Genomic DNA, 18,811 nt, shown 5'->3' with positions numbered 1-18,811 from the left:
TTCAGGCTTTTGAAAAGCGTTATCGAGGCCGCTAGCGCAAGGAAACAATCGGCGAGATGAGGGAGTTTATGGTCTATAAATGACCGATTCGAGCCGATTTTTGACGCTGCGCTAGCAACGCAGATAGCTTTTCAACGTGTAATTGCGTTTTTGTCCCAGGAAACCGCACGCTGAATCAGCAGCATGATGCGGTCCAGCAGAAAGCCGATCAGGCCGATCACCAGTACGGCGACCATGATGCGGCCAAGGGAGTCAGAGCTGCCGTTCTGGAACTCGTCCCAGACGAACTTGCCCAGCCCCGGGTTCTGCGCCAGCATCTCGGCGGCAATCAGCACCATCCAGGCGATGCCCAGTGACAGACGCAGGCCGGTGAAGATCATCGGTACCGACGATGGCAACACGATGCGCACCACATGCGTCAGCCAGTTCAGGCGCAGCACCTTGCTCACGTTCTGCAGGTCCGGGCTGATGGCAGACACGCCCACGGCGGTGTTGATCAGCGTCGGCCAGAGGCAGCACAGCGACACGGTGAACAGCGAGGTCAGGAAGGACTTGGCGAACAGCGGGTCATCACTGACGTAGGCGGCACTGACCACCATGGTCACCAGCGGCAGCCAGGCCAGCGGCGAGACCGGCTTGAACAGCTGGATGATCGGGTTCAGCGCAGAATAGAGTGCGCCGTTGAGACCGATGCAGATGCCCAGCGGGATGGCGATCAGCGCGGCGATACCGAAGCCGGCCAGCACGGTTACCAGGCTGGTACCGATCTGGTCAAAGAAGGTCGACTTGCCGGTGTATTCACGGATTTTCGGCACGTAGTCCGGATCTTTCGCCACATGATCGGCGTTACGCTGTTCCTGACGCTCGTAAAAGGCGCTCTCCCGCACGCGTTCGTTGAAGTGTTCACTGATCAGGGCGTTGGCCTGTTCATAGACCTGGGTCGGCCCCGGGAACTGGCCCAGCGAGGTGTCGACCTGTTTGGCGCCCACCTGCCAGATGAACAGGAACACCAGCAGGCCGATCAGCGGCAGGCCGAGGGTTTGAGTCATACGCTTCAGCCAGCTGGCGAAGGTGTCGTTGGCTTTGACCCCGGCGATGCCGGACATGCCGGCGAGGGTCATGCGGATACTGCTCATGGTATGTCCTCCTCCTTCGGAGGGGCTCCGACGACAGCCGGAGCCCACAGCCATCAGATTTTGTCAGCGCCTTTCAGGCCGATACTGAACTTCTGCAGATACTCGTTCGGCTTGTGACCGTCATAAGTGATGCCGTCGATAAACTGGGTCTGCGGCGCCTTGAAGCCATCCTCGGAGGCAAAGTCCGGGAAATCGGCGGCGTCCATCTTGCCCTCGGCGATCAGCTCCTCGGCCGCGATGCGGTAGATATCCGGGCGGTACACCTTTTTGGCGATATCCATGTACCAGCTGTCCGGCTTCTGTTCCTCGATCTGGCCCCAGCGGCGCATCTGGGTCAGGTACCAGATGGCATCGGAGTAGTAGGGATAGGTGGCGTTGTGACGGAAGAAGACGTTGAAGTCGGGCACATCGCGCTTGTCACCCTTTTCGTACTCGAAGGTGCCGGTCATGGAGTTGGCGATCACTTCGGCGTCAGCCCCTACGTAGGCTGGACGCGACAGGATATCAACCGCTTCCGGACGGTTGGCGTTGTTGTTCTCGTCCAGCCACTTGGCGGCACGGATCATCGCCTTGACCACACGGATATGGGTATTGGGATACTTGTCGGCCCACTCCTTGGAAACACCGAACACCTTCTCCGGGTTGTCCTTCCAGATCTCGTAGTCGGTGATCACCGGCACGCCGATGCCCTTGAACACCGCCTGCTGGTTCCAGGGCTCACCCACGCAGTAGCCGTAGATGGTGCCTGCTTCCAGCGTGGCCGGCATCTGCGGCGGCGGAGTTACCGACAGCAGCGCATCAGCCTGCTGCTGGCCGCTGGTATCGCCCTTGTGCGGCGCGTAGTAGCCCGGGTGGATGCCACCGGCCGCCAGCCAGTAGCGCAGCTCGTAGTTGTGGGTGGAGACCGGGAACACCATGCCCATGTTGAACGGTTTGCCCTCGGCGCGGTACTTGTCCACCACCGGCTTGAGGTAGTCTGCCTTGATCGGGTGCACCGGCTTGCCATCCTCGCCCATGGGGATGTGTTCCTTCATCTGCTGCCAGATGTCGTTGGAGACGGTGATGCCGTTGCCGTTCAGGTCCATGCTGAACGCGGTGACGATGTGCGCCTGAGTGCCGTAGCCAATGGTGGCGCCCAGCGGCTGGCCGGCCAGCATGTGCGCACCGTCCAGCTGACCGTCGATGACGCGGTCGAGCAGAACCTTCCAGTTGGCCTGGGCTTCCAGCTGCACGTACAGGCCCTCATCCTCGAAGTACTGCTTCTCGTAGGCGATCGCCAGCGGTGCCATGTCGGTGAGCTTGATGAAGCCGAATTTCAGCTCCTCCTTCTCCGGATAGCCCACTTCGGCCTGCGCCGATGTCTGGGCCGTCAGGGTGGTGATGGCGATGGACGCCGCCAGTAACAGTCGCTTGAATGATCCCGGTTGTTTCAGCATGGTCTCGCTCTCCAGATACAAGAAGCAAAATGCAAAAAGGGCGCCGTTCCATGTCCCGGAGATCAATTCTCCGTTGATGGAACGGCGCCCTTGCCGTCAGTGTCGAAACTGAAATGTGGTGGCGATGCCTGAGCAGCGCCGGTCTGACTCGAGTGAAGCAGAAGCCGTGCCAAGATCATAAAAGCCACGCAAATCAGGACCCTTTACCGATTTTGGCGGTTTTTATGCGCCACTCCGCCCACTCGGTGCTGCACTGCAAAAAGGCAGCGCGCCCCAGAACCGGGCATTTTTCGTGCACTCGTTTCCCGTCCTGTGCCCTTATAACAGCGATTTAACCTCTCTTCCGCCGCTGGCACCCCTTTTGCAGCTACTTCTTCAATGACTACAAACAGCATTGGCAACGACGCCCACCACAATCGACACCCAAGTGCCGGTTGCTGTGGGCGTTCTTGTTTGGGCGTTTTGAATTGGAGTACGCCATGGGAAGCATGAGCAATCGGACCACCTGCCCCTATTGCGGCGTCGGCTGTGGCGTCAGTGCCACTACGGATAGCCAGCGGGTCATCGCCGTCAGTGGCGACAGCGAACACCCGGCCAACCGGGGGCGTCTCTGCGTCAAGGGCAGCGCCCTGCACGAGACCACCGGCCCCGAGGAGCGGCTGCTGGCACCGCGGGTGGATGGCCGCGAATACGGCTGGAACATAGCACTGGATACGCTGGCCACCCGGCTGGAAGCGATCATCCACCGCCATGGCCCCGAGTCGGTGGCCATGTACCTGTCCGGACAGCTGTTGACCGAGGACTACTATGTGGCCAATAAACTGATGAAGGGGTTCATCGGCTCGGCCCATGTGGATACCAACTCGCGGCTGTGCATGTCGTCCACCGTAGTCGGCTACAAGCGCGCCTTTGGCGGCGACCTGCAGCCGTGCAGCTACGAGGATATCGATCAGGCTGAACTGATGGTGCTGGTCGGCTCCAATGCCGCCTGGAACCACCCGATCCTGTACCAGCGTATGGTCGCCGCCAAGGCCGCCAATCCTGATCGCAGGGTGGTACTGATCGACCCGCGTCGCACCGCCACCGCCGATCTGGCCGACCTGCATCTGGCGCTGAAACCGGGCAGCGACGCACTGATTTTCAATGCCATCCTCGCCGCACTGGCACAACGGGGCGCGCTGGATGAGGCCTTTATCAATGCCCATACCGAGGGGTTTGATGCGGCACTGGAATCGGCACAAGCCACTGCCGGTGATCTGGCCGAGGTGGCACGACAGGCCGACGTGCCGCTGGCCGATCTTGAACAACTGGTGGACTGGTTCTGTACCACCGAGCGAGCGCTTACTTTCTTCTCCCAGGGCGTAAACCAGTCCAGCAGCGGCAGCGACAAGGTCAACAGCATCATCAACTGTCATCTGGCTACCGGCCGTCTGGGCCGCCCCGGCATGGGCCCCTTCTCGCTGACCGGACAGCCCAACGCCATGGGCGGTCGCGAGGTAGGCGGACTGGCCAACCAGCTGGCCGCACACATGGACTTCAGCCAGCCCGAGTTCATCGACCGGGTCGGCCGCTTCTGGCAGGCGCCCAACATGGCCCAGCAGGAAGGCTACAAGGCGGTACAGCTGTTCGAGGCGATCGAACGCGGCGAGATCAAGGCGCTGTGGATCATGGCCACCAACCCGCTGGTCAGCCTGCCTGATACGAACCGGGTACGCCGCGCACTGGAGAAGTGCGAGCTGGTGATCGTCTCCGAATGCATGGCCCACACCGATACACTGGAGCTGGCCGATATCGTGCTGCCTGCCAGCGGCTGGAGCGAAAAGAACGGCACCGTGACCAACTCGGAACGGCGCATCTCGCGCCAGCGAGGGCTGGTACCACCACCGGGAGAAGCCAAACACGACTGGTGGATCATCTGCGAGCTGGCCAAGCGGATGGGCTACCGGGAGGCGTTCGATTACACCTCCCCCGCCGATATCTTCCGCGAGCATGCCCGGCTTTCGGGGTTCGAGAACAACCGGAGCCGCGGCTTCGACATCAGTGCGCTGGCCGAGCTCAGTGACGAGGGTTACGACGCCCTCAAGCCGATTCAGTGGCCGGTTAACGAGCAGGCTCCCGAGGGCACGCCACGGCTGTTTGCCGATGGCCATTTTTTCACTCCGAGCGGCAGGGCGCGACTGCTGCCGGTCACGCCGCAGGCACCGAAACAGCAACCTGATAGTGAGTACCCGCTATTGGTAAACTCGGGGAGAATCCGGGACCAGTGGCACACCATGACCAGGACCGGCCGCGCCGCTCGCCTGCTGCAACACCATGCCGAACCCTTCATCGAGATCCATCCGACGGATGCCGAACGCTTCGGTGTCGAGCACCTGCAACTGGCCGAACTGCACAACGATCTTGGCCACTACCGAGGACGCATCCGCATCAGCGACCAGCAACGTCCTGGCGAGGTGTTCATCCCCATGCACTGGACCCGCCAGTTCACTCAGCAAGGCTGCAGCGGCAGCCTGTTCGCCCCGGTGGTAGACCCCTTCTCCGGCCAGCCGGAATCCAAGCAGGGTCGTGCCGCCCTGCGCCCGCTGCAGATGCGCTGGGAAGCTCGACTACTGGTGCGTAAACCGCTGGCCATAGAAGGTCACTGGTGGACCCGTGTCCCCCTGAGTCACTGCACCAGCTACCGGCTGGCTGACAGCACACCTGTGGCTAACTGGCGTGACTGGTGCGAAGCCCTGACCGGCACACCGAGCCTCTGGCTGGAAGACCTGAGTAACGGCCGCTACCGTGCCGCCGGCATCAGCAACCAACGGCTGGAATGGATACTGCTGGTAGAACCGAACCAGGAATTGCCCGACCTGGACTGGCTGGATGAGCAGTTCAGCCGCGAGATCGATCTGGACACCCGGCGCCAGCTGCTTGCAGCCAAAGCCCCGGGCGATCAGGCCACCGGGGCGATGATCTGCAGCTGCTTCCAGGTCCGCGAGCCGGCGATCCTCGCCGCCATCGCCGAGGGCGCGGACTCGGCACAGGCACTGGGTGAACAGCTCAAGTGCGGTACCAATTGCGGCTCCTGCCTGCCGGAACTGAAAGAGCTGATCAAGGTGCATGCCATCACGGATAAAAGCGCATGACCACCGGCCTGATCCTCTCCGGCGGCAGTGGCCGGCGCGTTGGCGGCGCCGACAAGGGGTTGCTGCCCTATCAGGGGCGCCCCCGCGTGGAGTATTCCATCGATGCCCTGCGCCCCCATTGCGATCGGCTCTACCTCAACTGCAACCGCAACCCGGGGCTGTACTCCATGTTTGGCCTGCCGCTGCTCAGCGACCCACAGCATGATTTCCCCGGGCCGCTGGTCGCTCTTGCCCAGCTGTTGCCTGAGCTGCCCGGCAACCGTTTCCTGATCCTGCCCTGCGATACCCCCGGCATCCGGCCCGAGCATATTGCCTTGCTGCTGGATGCGGCCAACGTGTACCCGGGGCACTGGATCTATCTAAGCGCCTACGGACGTGAGCACCCGCTTCATGCACTGATACCGGCAACGCTGGTACCCGAACTGGTACGACTGGTCGAGACGGGGGAAGCGCGGATGATGAGGGTGCTGCGAGACATGCCGTCAGTCGGGGTGGAGCTGAAGGAAGATGTGCTGCTGAATATGAATGGGGCCTAGCCTCCAGGCAAAACCGAGGATAGTCCATGCGGGAGACTTGTTCACAGGTTTTCAAGGCCCGCATAGGTGCTCTGCCTTAAGGACTGATCACCCCCTCCTTTACCTCCCCCGGCTGAACTGAAAGCGCAAATGTCGCCAACCGGCGTATTTCCTCCAAATCATCAGGAAGTGCCAGCGCCAATTCCGAACGGGCAAGTGCACGACGAGCATGCAGCGTCACAGCGTCTCGCATTGCGGCATCATCCAGGCTGGACAGAGAAGCAAACGCCTTTTGCAGTCTGCTAGCCACTTCAATGGTACCCGCTCCCTCACGCGCGATGGCGGTAAAGGCATCGTCGAACATGTCCTGCACGGATATCTCGGGTACTACCACGCGATCACATTCGGAATCGTCCCTGTCGTCATCATCCACCGGCTCGACCCAAAGCGCAAAAAGTCTCACGAAGGATCCGATAATGCCAATCGCCGTGCCCGGATCATTGACTGCCGGTGATAATGCCCGGCTGGCGATTTCAGACAACACTACGAGACCGAAACGAGGATCCTCATCGAATTCTCGGTGTGCTCCAATTACAAATGCCTGTGCGACCGGGGCCGGATCGAAATCCACCTGCGCTCCCTGATCACCGACAACATAAGCCAGTACACGGCCCGGCGCAGCAAACGTCCCAGGCAATGCCGCCACCTGAATTCGTAACCCCGCGCTCTCGGCATGGGTCTGCAATGCCGAAATCTCGATGCGCTGCACATAACCGATCGACTCACCGTAGACCGCTTGTCCCCGGTGCTGCAGACCTTCCGCAGGTATGCCCCGCAAGTTAGGCATCCGGCGACGCCGCCGCAAGGCCTTGATTGTAACCGCTTCCACTTTTTCGACTGTGTTCGTGATCCGCCCCAGCCGGGCAATACAATCAACCCAGCGCACAAATGTCACAATCACCATTGCAAGTATCAACACGGTGATGACAAATAAGGTAAAACGGCTGACTTTATCGTAGTAACCGTTTTTCAGGCCAATCAGCGCCACAATGCTGAAGATAAAGGCACCGATGTAGGTCGACAGTGCGTTCTGAGAAAGGTCGTCGGAGATAATCAGGGAAAAAGAACGCGGGGTTGCCGTGCGGCTTGCGGAGGCATAGGCAGCGACCATTGACCCGACAGCAAAGGTGGCGATCACCAGCATACTGGACGAAATAATGGTAAGCAGTTTTTCAACTGAGTCGTGGGTGATCAACACTACGTAACGGCCGATGTCCTGCCTGTCAGCCAGTTTCGCAAGAAAAACAATAACGACGGACAGCACACACGTGGCGAGCGGCCTGACCCACAGACGCTCCCGGATGCGCCGAATATAGAAGCTTAATCGATCCCCCATCGCGCCACCCTCCATACGTTCGAAAACGCTGCCTGGTTAACCGGTTGCTTGTTGGAGTCTAGACTTTGACTGTGTATCGCGCCTCGCATCGTCTTTTTGGAGGGAGCCCCAGGATAGATAGCGTTCGCCAGGCTGAACAGCATGACTGCTGCCACGGCCCCCGTGTTAAACGCTTCACGTTTTTCATGGTGTCACCTCTTTTTTATACTTATCACTCCGTCAGGGGTGCTCAGTAACGCTCCATAACGCCATTGCTGACTCTGACCCGGCCTCCCCCCGGAAGCCGGGGGTGTTGTTACTCGACAGCAGGAGTTGAGTTGTCCTGTTTATTCTCCCTTGATTCTAGGCAGGCTTCTGTACGCTAACGCTCACAAGAGCATGCCGAACCAATGGAGCATCAGTGCCGTCTTCACATGGCCATGCGCATGTCATCGCAGACACGGAGTTGAACTATCATTAGCAATGATGACGGGACCCATGCATCTGTACGTGCTGCTCGTCAGAACAGTCTGAAACCACCAGGCTGACAGTCTTCCTGACTATTCGGAGTACCGGTTCATGTTATTACTTAAAAAATCCCCCGCATTTTTCATGGTGTTATTACTGGCTCTGCTCGTAGGCTGCGCATCCACGTCCCAGCAGGAAGGAACCGGCGAGTATTTCGATGACACGGTCATAACGGTCAAAGTCAAGGCAGCAATTTTCCAGGAACCCACTCTGAAATCTGCTGAAATCAACGTCGAAACTTTCAAAGGCGTGGTGCAACTAAGCGGCTTCGTCAACTCGCAAGCCGATATCAACAGGGTCGTCGAGGTAGCACGAAGCGTTGAGGGCGTTAAAGCGGTCCGAAACGACATGAGGGTCAAGTAACGGCCCCGTAAGGAGAAACAATATGCTGTATTACGCGGCTGTATTTTTCTTAATCGCGCTGGTTGCAGGATTACTGGGGTTTACCGGTATCGCAGCAGGTGCCGTCGAAATCGCCAAGATTTTGTTCCTGGTTTTTATTGTGCTGTTTATCGTCACGCTGGTTATGGGATTGAAGCGCCGAAAGTGACACGGACGTTCCAGCGTCCGGGGATGGTGCCCCATCCGATAGCAATGAGGGCACAGGAGTGTTGTTTCGACACACCTGTGCAGGAGATCAACCGTGTATCCCGCTGATGACCCGCGACAAAACCACCTGCTCGCAGCCTTGCCTGCAGATGAATATGCACGCCTCCTTCCACATCTGGAAAAGTTCTCGCTGCCACTCGGCCATACGCTCTAAGAGTCCGGTTGCGTATTACGCCATGCCTATTTCCCGATAGACTCCATCGTCTCCCTGGTCTACGTCATGCTTGATGGCTCCCCTGCCGAAATCGCCATGGTCGGTAATGAAGGGATCCTGGGTGTTGCCTTGTTTATGGGCGGCGAAACCATGCTCAATCACGCAGTGGTAAAGAGTGCCGGCCTCATCCACTATCATCGAGGTCACATCACAATCACCAACCGGGCAGGACTGGAGGCCAGAGCTTGCGAATGCTATGCAGTAGTCAAACGCGAGTATGACCGGCTGCTGCCCACCCAGAGTCACTGATCGGTTATTATTTTTTGAGGCGAGAGCTCAACCCTGTAGTGCGACAGCCGCCTACGGAAATGTTGTCCAAAGCTGAACCCTGATTCGCATTCCACTTCTAGATGCATCTCTTGGCTGCCCTGTGCAGGCTTCCTTCCCAGATACACACTGATATCAACCGCGCACCTTCAGGAGACTGCTAAACTCAAACAGACCCTGTCTGCTTTGTGATGCACTGTGGACGGCAGCACAAGGCTGAGAGGTGCCATCCGATGGGGCCAGATCAGGATCCGAAGCACTACAGCGGTGGATTGAATACCGCTGATGTAGTTTCAGTTCGCGGCCCTGGGGCGTGACAAATTCGGCTGAAACAGCCGGGTGAGGGTATGGCAATGGCAGCACAGAGTGGCAATGACCGGGGCAGCCCCGGTGCCCAGCTTAATGAGCTGCTTCATGCAGTTTGGGGAGGCATTAAACAGTCAAAACCGGAAGGTGGTCGCAAAGGCCCACTAGTACTGCTGGTACTGGTGATCCTTGGGCTGGCAGGCTGGAGTGCCTATTACACCGTGCCGAGCGATTCGGTGGCCGTGGTGCAACGGTTTGGCCGCTACATTGGTGAAGTGCCGCCGGGGCTTCATTTCAAGTTCCCTTTCGGCATCGACAACGTAACCATCGTGCCCGTTAAGCGCCAGCTCAAACAGGAGTTCGGCTTCACCACGCCGGGTGCGACCGACCGTTATCAAAGCCCGCGCCCGCAAGACCAAAAGCGGGAGACGCAAATGGTCACCGGTGATCTCAATGCCGCGCTGGTGGAATGGGTGGTGCAATACCGCATTTCGGACCCTTTCAATTTTCTTTTCGAGGTACGCGAGCCCGGCGCAACCCTGCGTGCAGTGTCCGAGTCCGTGATGCGCGAGGTGGTAGGTGATCGTACGGTCGACGAAGTGATCACCATTGGTCGCCAGGAGATCGAGACAGAGTCACTGGCCAAAATGCAGCGGCTGGCCAGCAAATATGCCATGGGGATCAGTATTGACCAGGTGCAGCTGAAAAACATTAATCCACCCGAGCCGGTGCAGGATTCGTTCAACGAGGTAAACCAGGCCCAGCAGGAAAAAGAGCGGCTCATCAATGAAGCTCGGCGCGAATACAACCGCGTCATCCCTCTGGCCCAAGGGGAGAAGGACCAGCGTATTCGCGAAGCCGACGGTTACCGGCTCAAGCGCATCAACGAGGCCGAGGGTGATGTCGCCCGCTTCAATGCCCTGTTGACGGAGTACAGCAAGGCACCAGAGGTAACTCTGCGGCGCATTTATATCGAGACCCTGCAGGAGGTGATGCCCGGCATCCGCACCAAGATTATTGTTGATGAGCAGGTCGGCGGCATTCTGCCCCTGCTCAACCTCGACAACCAGGCAGGAGAGCGGCCATGAGCATGAGTAAACCGGTCACTCTGCTGGCGCTAGCGGGGGCACTGGGATATCTGATCTTCAGTTCGGCCTATACCGTCAGCGAACGTGAGCAGGTGGTCATCACCCAGTTCGGCAAGCCGGTCGGCGAGCCCGTGACCGAGGCCGGGCTGAAGTTCAAGTTGCCCTTCATCCAGAACGTCAACTCGATCGACAAACGCATCCTCGAGTGGGATGGCAACCCTTCGGATATGCCCACCAAGGACAAGCTCTACATCTCGGTCGACCTCTTTGCCCGCTGGCGTATCACCGACCCTTTGCAATATTTTTTACGCTTGCGTGATGAGCGCAGTGCGCAGTCTCGCCTTGACGATATTCTGGGCAGCGAGACCCGCAATGCGGTTGCCAAGCATGAGCTTATCGAAATTATCCGCACCACCAAGGGGCGGGCCCCTCTGCGCGATGCCCTGCTGACCTCGGCCGAACGGGAGATGGATATAGGCGCGCTGGTGCCAATTCACAAGGGGCGTGAACAGGTGGAAAAAGAGATCTTCACAGCCGCCGCCAATAAGGTCCGTATCTTCGGTATCGAGCTACTCGATATCCGCTTCAAGCGGATCAATTACAACGCCAGCGTGCGGCCGAAGATCTATGACCGAATGATCAGCGAACGACGCCAGATCGCTGAGCGTTTTCTGTCAGAGGGGAATGGTGAAGCCGCCCGAATCCGGGGCAACCGGGAGCGCGACCTGAACAAGATCCAGTCCGAGGCCTATCGTGAGGTTGAGGAGATTCGAGGCGAGGCCGATGCCAAAGCGACCGAAATCTACGCCAGTGCCTACAATCAAAGCCCGGAAGCCGTCGCCCTGTATGAATTCACCCGTACCCTGCAAGCCTATCCGGCGATCATCGGTCAGAACACTATGCTGGTGCTGTCGACTGACAGCGATCTGTTCAAGTACCTCAAGGGGGTCGCACCGGAGCCGCCTGCTGATCGTGAATAGCCTGATAACGCTGGACGTGGCGTCAAGGAAAACGCCCTGCTGAACCGGAAAGAAGCCGAGTAAGGCGCCGCTTGGAAGGAGCGTGCAAAGCCGTCAAAAGGACGAATATTTTGACGGCTCTGCGGTATTCCTGCGTCAATGCACCGCTACCCGTTTTACGGCTGCTTGTCGAACACCTTTACCCCTGCCGGAATCTCGAACCAGTCCTGCTTTTCACTGACCCAGACATGCGCCACAGGCTTGATCACCCGAGTGTCTTCCAGGTTGCTCGGCTTGAGTTTGATCTTGTCCGGCTCGTCCGGGTTGTAGTGATAGATGCGGTTGCCGCAGGTCGGGCAGAACTTGGCGGCGCTGGTGTTGCCGCTGTCCGCCGGGCGCTGCCAGTGTTTCATTTCACCGCTGAACACAACGCTTTTGGCATCCACCATGGCGGTAATGCTGAACGCGCTGGTGGACAGTTTCTGGCACTCCTTGCAGTGGCAGGCCACCACCATTTGAGGCGGCTCGAGCAGCTCGTAGCTGACCTGACCACACTGACAAGCCCCCTTGATCGGATATTCGATAGCGTCCATTTCACTCACCTTTCTGTGCAGGGTTGATTGCGGTCTTCCTTCCTCAGGAAGACACCTGGTCCCAGGGTTCCGACGTCACGGCGATGATTTCGGCATCCTTATCACCTTCCACCAGATATACATGACCGACAGCGCTGTTGAAATAGGCCGTCTCCCGCTCACGCAAGCAGATCTCTTCTCCGGTTTCGAAGTGGATACAGATGCAACCGGACAGCACCATGACGAACTCCTGCCCCGGGTGGCGGATAAAATCCTCGAACTCCTTGAGCGCTCGCGCCTGGATGCGGGCATAGATCGGCATCATGTTGCGGCCGGGGAAGTCACCGGCAAGCGGGTGGTATTCGTAATGACCAGTGGCATAGCCGGCCGCTTCGGAGATTTTGCTGCTGACTACGGTGACAGGTTCCGAGCTACCGGAAGACTCATCCGAGCTGAACAGCTGTGGCAGACCAATATTCAGCGCACGTGCCGCAGCCGCCAGCTTGTCGTAACTGACCGTCGCCTGTCCCAGCTCCATTTTCGACAGGGTCGAAAGCGCCACACCACTTTGTTCAGAGACCTGCTTCAGCGTGAGCTTCAGCTGCTTGCGGTGGGCTCGAAGGCGAGCCCCCACCAGCACTCGGTCGATTAGCGTTTGGGGCTGCAGGGGTTGAGACTCGGTTGTCATGGAGACTGCGTGGCTCGGACTGGCTGTAGATGTGGCGCTAGTGTATCCCGATTACTGCTTGACTTTAAAATTCTCATATTCGATATTTCGGAAAAATTCTCATTTGCGAGAAATTTTATTCTGGTGGCTCTGCAAGGAGAAAGGTAGTCGATGTCACGTGAGATTCTGGTTCTGGGTGCCGGTATGGTCGGTGTTTCAGTAGCCTGGCACTTGCAACAGCGGGGGCATCAGGTGACCCTCGTCGACCGGCGCGAACCGGGACGCGAGGCCTCCTTCGGCAACGCCGGGCTGATTCAGCGCGAAGCGGTATTCCCCTATGGTTTCCCGCGTGATCTGGCGACCCTGCTGCGTGTGCTGCCCAACCGCGAGACCGATATCCGCTACCAGATAAGCGGCATGCTGAAGGCGGCAGGCCCGCTGTTCAGCTACTGGCGCCACTCGGCCCCGGCACGTTACCAGCAGATCGTACCGAGCTACGCCGCCCTGATCAGCCGGTCGCTGGAGTCTCATGCCGAGATGATCCAGGCCGCCGGTGCCGAACAGCTGATCCGCAAGACCGGTTATATCGACGCCTTCCGCACCGCCAAGGCTTTCGAAACCGAAAGCCGTCGTGCCGAACGCTATATCCGGGAGTTCGGCATCGAACTGCAGATTCTGGATGGCGACGCCCTCTCCCGTCTTGAACCCGATATGGCGCCGGGCATGGTCGGTGCCATTCACTGGACCCAGCCCTGGGGCGCTGTCTCTCCCGGTGGACTGGTGGCCGCCTATGCCGATGCCTTCAAGGCCAGTGGCGGTCAATTCGTGCAGAGTGAACTCAAGTCGCTGTCGCGGCAGGGCCAGGGCTGGCAGGCTCAGCTGGCAGACCAAACCCTTGAGGCTGAACAGGTCGTGCTGGCGATGGGTCCCTGGTCGGCCCGGTGGCTGGCAACCCAGGGTAGCTCAGCGCCCCTGTTCATCAAGCGTGGCTACCATATGCATTACAGCGCCGGTGAAGGTGCCACGCTGAACAACTGGCTGATCGACGCCGAAAAAGGCTATCTGCTGGCCCCGATGCAGGCCGGCATCCGCCTGACCAGCGGCGCCGAGCTGGCCCGCTACGACTCCCCACCCTGCTACAAGCAGCTGGAAGCCGCCGAAGCCCTGGCCCGCAAGTTTTTCCCGTTGGGCGAGCGGCTGAACGCCAAGCCCTGGATGGGTGGCCGCCCCTGCATGCCGGACATGAAACCGGTTATCGGCCCCGTGCCCAAACAGGCAGGGCTCTGGGCCGCCTTTGGCCACGGCCATCAGGGTTTCACTCTCGGCCCAGTCACCGGCAAGCTGCTGAGTCAGATGATGGATGGCGAAATGCCGGAAGTGGATATGACGCCTTATCGTGTTGATCGGTTTTGAACACTGAGCCAGCTTTGGGTTCCTGGAGATACCCACTTCACAAATCTGACTAGCCATATGATAGGGCAGCCCCCCGGCCAATCAGTACCATGAAGATGCGTAGTGCGATCAAAAGCGTCCTCTTTACCAGAGGCATCACCGCGAGAAGAATGACCCGACCGGCAATCCTTTAGCCAAGACGGAGCAACACATTAGCTTCTCCGCGCTAGCAGCGGAAGCGGATCGTATGGCCGAAAGTGCTCAAGGTAGGCCGTACCCTATTCAACATAAACCATCTTGCACCTCCTCGTCAGGGGTAAACCTAACTATAGAAGGTGTCTACTGTTCGTGGGTAACTCGGGGATTTAACGCCGGATTTAATAAGAATTCAACACCTCAATCATACATTTCATAACAGAATTATATATTGTTAAGCTATTAGATCAGATAAATTTCCACAGAAATTTGGTATAAAGAATCAATATATTTCCATATCATCTATCGAATAAATCGATAACGTTAGAAGTAGGACTAGACGTGCAAATTTCTCAAATACGAACGTTTCTAGAGGTCGCTGAAACAGGGTCAATTCTTAAATCGGCAACTCACTTACACATCACTCAGTCAACAGCGAGTAGTCGGATTCAGCAACTTGAACAAGAACTCAACCAAAAACTTTTTATAAGGTCACACTCTGGCGTCAAACTTTCCCCAGCCGGCCAGCGCTTTCATCCCTATGCAATCCGTCTTCTGCAAACTTGGCAGCAGGCTCATCAAGAAGTCGGCCTACCAGATGGCTTCAAAGGACTATTCAGTCTCGCTATTCAAGCAACCGTCTGGAATAGTTTTAGTCGACCTTGGATCAGGTGGATGAAAAAAAACGCACCTGATTATGTCTTGAGAGTAGAAGCTGATTGGTCGCAGAGTATGCTCCATAACCTTTTAGATGGCTATCTGGACATTGCCCTGACTTCGGTACCACAGACACTGCCAGGTATTAAGGTTGAAAATTTAATAGAAGACAATCTTATTTTGGTATCCTCGACACCTTCTAGCCTGACAGAAAGTTTAGGCCAGAATTATATCTATGTTGACTGGGGCCCATATTTTAATCAGCAACACAGCCTAAATTTTAATAACATCAGCACACCTACTTTAACGGTAGGTTTGAGCGATCTTGCTTTGCAAATAATTACACACGAAGGGGGATCCGCATATTTGCCTGTCAGAAGTGTAGAAGGACTTATTGAAAGCAAATCTCTTTATCGAGTGGAAGGAGCACCAAGTTTTAAAATACCACTATACCTAATGTATCCCGAAAAACATTACAACCTAGAATTACTAGAATTAGGACTAAAAGGAATAAGAGAAATATCAAACAATATCAAAACCACTTCGTAGTAGAGAATTCATCTGAAATTATTTAAATATATCAAGTCATATAAATATGAAACTCTTATAAAAAACGACTATTCATTATATTAAACCGGTGGCAATTAAAGCCTATAAAAGTCAATCATAAATTTCGAGACCATTGATACTTTTTCGAAAACCATTGCTGCCGGAAGAATAAAATCCCTGAATTTAGATCCTAATTTCGAACTACCTCATACATTTTGAAATGAATCAGCGTATCATGCTTTCCAGCATTCTCTGGTCACCCATTTCCTCATAAAGCATACCATTGAGAAAATATAACTTTGTTTTTAGCTTTTACGCTATTGCTTTGAGTTCGACGAGTTAGCTAACGTTGTGGACCTACTCAGATACTGGTGTCACACCCTGCCCAAACCTAGGCTCGCTCGAAGAGCTTTCGGCTGACTCTACCGAGATACGAATAGCATCATACCTGGCTGTAGAAGACCTTGATGTTATTAAACACATCTCTTTTTGAGCTACGCCAGCGGGAACATACTACTTCTCATTCACAAAGCGCTCACGTATCCACATACCTAGCACCACAGCCCCACCGTAAGGATGAGGTAGGGCTGGGGTATTGAACGATATACTCCTCCTGCTTAGAAATCGTAATTCATCCCAAGCGCAATCAAGTTGGAATCCTCAATTCCATACAACACACCATCCCAGGCTTTGGCTTCCACCCAGAGCTTCACCTTCGGGTGCAGGTTGTACTGGTAAGCCAGAATCAGGACGTCAAAGTCGTTATCGCTGCCAGAGCGGTCCTCGAAGGTGGAGACGCCGGCGGTGAAGAGGTGCTTGTCGGCGGAGATGCCGCCGATCAGGTCGATACCACGACCTTGGTTGTCCTTGTCCATCAGCATGGCGTTGAGGTAGTAGCTGCTGCCGGTGTAGTAAGCAGCGAGGCCCACGGAATCGTTGTTGTCGGCGTCATCGATATAACCGGCGGCAAGTTTCAGGCTGTCGGTGGCCTGCCAGGTAGCGGCCAGTTGGCCCTGTTCACGCTCATCACTGTACAGCGCTGATACTTGTACACTATTCATGTCTGGGGTGGTGTACATCACCGACTTGCCGATGCGGTAGTCCCAGTCCAGGGTGTAATACACCGGTGCGGAATGGATCCAAAGCGTGTCCGAGGCATAACCGATGGCATTATAAAAGCTGGACCAGTAGCGGCCCAGCATCAGACTGCCGTAATCACCGGACAGGCCGACATAGGCCTGGCGCGCATCCTTGCCGGTATCAGAGCCCAGTTCACCTTCGGCCACATCTACGCTCAGTTCATATTTGGCGAAGGCCTGCAATCCTTTACCCAGATCATGGGAGCCGCTCACACCAATACGGCTCACCGCGTCCTTGAAGTTGTCGCCATTGTCATGCTTGGCCTCTTCGACCATTACCCTCAGGCTGCCGTAAAAGTTGTAATCGAATTCAGATGCCTGGGTAAAAGAGGGAGCTAGTAGTACAAAAAAGGCAAGATAAGTAGATTTAAATTTCATTTGTGAAACTCTAGTACAGTAATATTTATTTTTTATATGCAGGGCTATCAACCTAAGGCTCTTTCCTGCTTCTCGCTTACTGCTGTTATCTCATGCTCTTTGAGTACATGATGTATCGGCTCAAGGCGAAGACCATGGTCTTCTTTCAACATCTGCATGAAAGACCTTACCAATACAGCCATTAGAAATAACATGGGCAAAGCAAGTACAATACTTGCCGATTGAACGGCTTTTAAACCTCCCATTAGCAGCATCGCTACGGCCGCGGCACCTAGGACAAGCGCCCAAGCAATGCGATTAAATCGAGTCGGCTCTTCATTTCCTGCCAAATTTTTCGAACTTACAGAAGCCAGAACATAAGCAGCCGAATCCATAGTTGTTGCTGTGAAAATGAGAAAAAGCACGATAAAAGACAGTATAAAAAAATAACTAAAAGGCTGTGATTTAACGATAGAAACGATGGTTGTAGGAAGCCCACTTTCGGATAGGATACTAGACAACTGCAATACACCGCTTGTTTCAGTATGTACAGAGTACCCACCCCACACAGCAAAGAAAATCCAGGAGCCAAGGCTACCATAGGCAAAGCCATTCAAGATTAATTCTCTAACAGTGCGGCCTTTTGAAATTCTAGCAACAAATAGACCAACCATAGGAGCATACGCCAGCCACCATGCCCAGTAGAAGGTTGTCCATGCTTGAGGATAACCACCTTTCTCGATTGGATCCGTCGACAAACTAATTTGCAGGAAGTTATTAGCCAGTAGTCCAAGACTATTAGTAGTCAAGTCCAAAATAAACAACGTAGGTCCGGTGACAAATACAACTGCGATCAATACAAGAGCAAGAACGGTATTTATCTGACTAAGGATCTGAATACCCTTAGACAGTCCACGGTATACACTCCAAGTAAATATTGCAGTCCAAAGTACTAGCGCGACAACCTGCAGAGCAAAGGAGTCAGCCACTCCAAATGCTTCACTAAAAAGTGCTGACAAAACAGGCACCGATAAGCCTAGTGTAGTTGCAGTACCGCCCAATATACTAAAAATCACTAATATATCGATAATTTTACCGATCGGGCCATAAGCCTTATTACCCAGAAAACCAACACAGGCTTCGCTGATTCTAAATAAATTACAGCGTTTTACATAAACCATATAAGCAATTGGTAATGCTGGCATTAGATATATAGCATATGGAATTAATCCCCAATGGAAAAATGAATACATTACTGCCCACTCAGCTGCTTTGCTACTACCAGCCTCGATTCCAAGCGCAGGGCCTTGCATGAAGTAAAGTGGTTCTATAAAAGCCCAATTCATGATGGACGAACCCATCCCGGCACAAAACATCATCGCCAACCAACTAAACTTCGAATAATCGGGCGTATCACTCTCACGACCGAGACGGACCATCCCATACCGTCCGAAAGCCAGCCATAGCATAAGCGCGAATAACATGAATGCGCCCATTAAATACAACCAACCCAATTGTTTTGTGATGATCCCTATCAGATTACCTGCGATTTCCCCTGCACTTTCTGGACTTATGCTGATCGGCACCATTAGCCCTATGATTACGATCATGGCAGGCAGAAAGATTTGCAAGTCAATATTTTTCGACACAGCTATTTTTTTTATTATAGTCATATTTATAACCCCACTACTGATTTGGCAAATACATTTTCTTGTATTT

16 protein-coding genes and 1 pseudogene are annotated in these 18,811 nt (G+C 55.4%); 10 read left to right on the top strand and 7 right to left on the bottom strand.

The features are described 5' to 3' along the window. Positions 1-131: 131 nt before the first annotated feature. Together ABD013_RS08655 and ABD013_RS08650 are read right to left on the bottom strand one after the other, a co-directional pair. Complete coding sequence (locus ABD013_RS08655; protein WP_425543398.1) at positions 132-1,136, bottom strand: ABC transporter permease; 1,005 nt, start codon at positions 1,134-1,136, stop codon at positions 132-134. A gap of 53 nt (positions 1,137-1,189) precedes the next feature. Next, positions 1,190-2,572 (bottom strand): CmpA/NrtA family ABC transporter substrate-binding protein, encoded by a 1,383-nt coding sequence (locus tag ABD013_RS08650; RefSeq protein WP_343804896.1) that lies wholly within the window; start codon positions 2,570-2,572, stop codon positions 1,190-1,192. 488 nt (positions 2,573-3,060) lie between these two features. Here ABD013_RS08650 and ABD013_RS08645 point away from each other — a divergent pair, with 488 nt between their 5' ends. Further along, positions 3,061-5,703: a nitrate reductase gene (locus ABD013_RS08645; protein WP_425543397.1), complete on the top strand. Its 2,643-nt coding sequence runs from the start codon at positions 3,061-3,063 to the stop codon at positions 5,701-5,703. Further along, positions 5,700-6,239 (top strand): molybdenum cofactor guanylyltransferase, encoded by a 540-nt coding sequence (locus ABD013_RS08640; protein WP_343804892.1) that lies wholly within the window; start codon positions 5,700-5,702, stop codon positions 6,237-6,239. The genes ABD013_RS08645 and ABD013_RS08640 overlap by 4 nt, the downstream gene beginning before the upstream one ends. Before the next feature lie 76 nt (positions 6,240-6,315). On the opposite strand, the gene ABD013_RS08635 is transcribed toward ABD013_RS08640, so the two are convergent. Then, positions 6,316-7,614, bottom strand: a complete 1,299-nt coding sequence (locus ABD013_RS08635) for a DUF2254 domain-containing protein (protein WP_343804891.1) — start codon at positions 7,612-7,614, stop codon at positions 6,316-6,318. 558 nt (positions 7,615-8,172) lie between these two features. On the opposite strand from ABD013_RS08635, the gene ABD013_RS08630 reads away from it, so the two are divergent. The 5 genes from ABD013_RS08630 (at position 8,173) to hflC (ending at position 11,585) form a co-directional block, all read left to right on the top strand. Beyond that, positions 8,173-8,484 carry a BON domain-containing protein gene (locus tag ABD013_RS08630; protein ID WP_343804890.1) on the top strand — a complete coding sequence of 104 codons (312 nt, stop codon included), beginning with the start codon at positions 8,173-8,175 and terminating at the stop codon, positions 8,482-8,484. 22 nt (positions 8,485-8,506) lie between these two features. Beyond that, complete coding sequence (locus ABD013_RS08625; protein ID WP_343804889.1) at positions 8,507-8,671, top strand: DUF1328 domain-containing protein; 165 nt, start codon at positions 8,507-8,509, stop codon at positions 8,669-8,671. Positions 8,672-8,950: 279 nt separating this feature from the next. Next, the gene (locus tag ABD013_RS08620) at positions 8,951-9,193 is read left to right on the top strand and encodes a hypothetical protein (RefSeq protein WP_343804887.1); all 243 of its coding nucleotides are present in this window, start codon (positions 8,951-8,953) and stop codon (positions 9,191-9,193) included. A 371-nt stretch (positions 9,194-9,564) separates the two neighbouring features. Further along, positions 9,565-10,605 (top strand): FtsH protease activity modulator HflK, encoded by a 1,041-nt coding sequence (gene hflK, locus ABD013_RS08615; protein ID WP_343804885.1) that lies wholly within the window; start codon positions 9,565-9,567, stop codon positions 10,603-10,605. After that, positions 10,602-11,585 (top strand): protease modulator HflC, encoded by a 984-nt coding sequence (gene hflC / locus ABD013_RS08610; protein ID WP_343804883.1) that lies wholly within the window; start codon positions 10,602-10,604, stop codon positions 11,583-11,585. The genes hflK and hflC overlap by 4 nt, the downstream gene beginning before the upstream one ends. 155 nt (positions 11,586-11,740) lie before the next feature. Here hflC and ABD013_RS08605 read toward each other — a convergent pair whose 3' ends face one another. Further along, the gene (locus ABD013_RS08605) at positions 11,741-12,157 is read right to left on the bottom strand and encodes a GFA family protein (protein ID WP_343804881.1); all 417 of its coding nucleotides are present in this window, start codon (positions 12,155-12,157) and stop codon (positions 11,741-11,743) included. A gap of 43 nt (positions 12,158-12,200) precedes the next feature. Then, positions 12,201-12,824, bottom strand: a complete 624-nt coding sequence (locus tag ABD013_RS08600) for a helix-turn-helix domain-containing protein (protein WP_343804879.1) — start codon at positions 12,822-12,824, stop codon at positions 12,201-12,203. Positions 12,825-12,974: 150 nt separating this feature from the next. Between ABD013_RS08600 and ABD013_RS08595 the strand changes: the two genes are divergently transcribed. The 3 genes and pseudogenes from ABD013_RS08595 to ABD013_RS08585 all read left to right on the top strand — a co-directional run bounded on the left by ABD013_RS08595 (position 12,975) and on the right by ABD013_RS08585 (position 15,596). Continuing rightward, complete coding sequence (locus ABD013_RS08595; RefSeq protein ID WP_343804877.1) at positions 12,975-14,216, top strand: NAD(P)/FAD-dependent oxidoreductase; 1,242 nt, start codon at positions 12,975-12,977, stop codon at positions 14,214-14,216. A gap of 89 nt (positions 14,217-14,305) precedes the next feature. Continuing rightward, a pseudogene (locus ABD013_RS08590) lies at positions 14,306-14,481 on the top strand (IS5/IS1182 family transposase); the annotation flags it as partial. A gap of 251 nt (positions 14,482-14,732) precedes the next feature. Further along, entirely contained in the window at positions 14,733-15,596 is an 864-nt protein-coding gene (locus ABD013_RS08585; protein WP_343804875.1) for a LysR family transcriptional regulator, read from the top strand. A gap of 617 nt (positions 15,597-16,213) precedes the next feature. Here ABD013_RS08585 and ABD013_RS08580 read toward each other — a convergent pair. Both ABD013_RS08580 and ABD013_RS08575 read right to left on the bottom strand, forming a co-directional pair. Further along, positions 16,214-17,113: a porin gene (locus tag ABD013_RS08580; RefSeq protein ID WP_343804873.1), complete on the bottom strand. Its 900-nt coding sequence runs from the start codon at positions 17,111-17,113 to the stop codon at positions 16,214-16,216. Positions 17,114-17,160: 47 nt separating this feature from the next. Next, positions 17,161-18,765, bottom strand: a complete 1,605-nt coding sequence (locus tag ABD013_RS08575) for a BCCT family transporter (protein WP_343804871.1) — start codon at positions 18,763-18,765, stop codon at positions 17,161-17,163. Positions 18,766-18,811 lie beyond the last annotated feature (46 nt).

The sequence above is a fragment of the Marinobacterium maritimum genome (assembly GCF_039523155.1).
In the GTDB taxonomy this organism is placed as follows: domain Bacteria; phylum Pseudomonadota; class Gammaproteobacteria; order Pseudomonadales; family Balneatricaceae; genus Marinobacterium; species Marinobacterium maritimum.
This window is presented reverse-complemented; position numbering and strand designations above follow the sequence as displayed.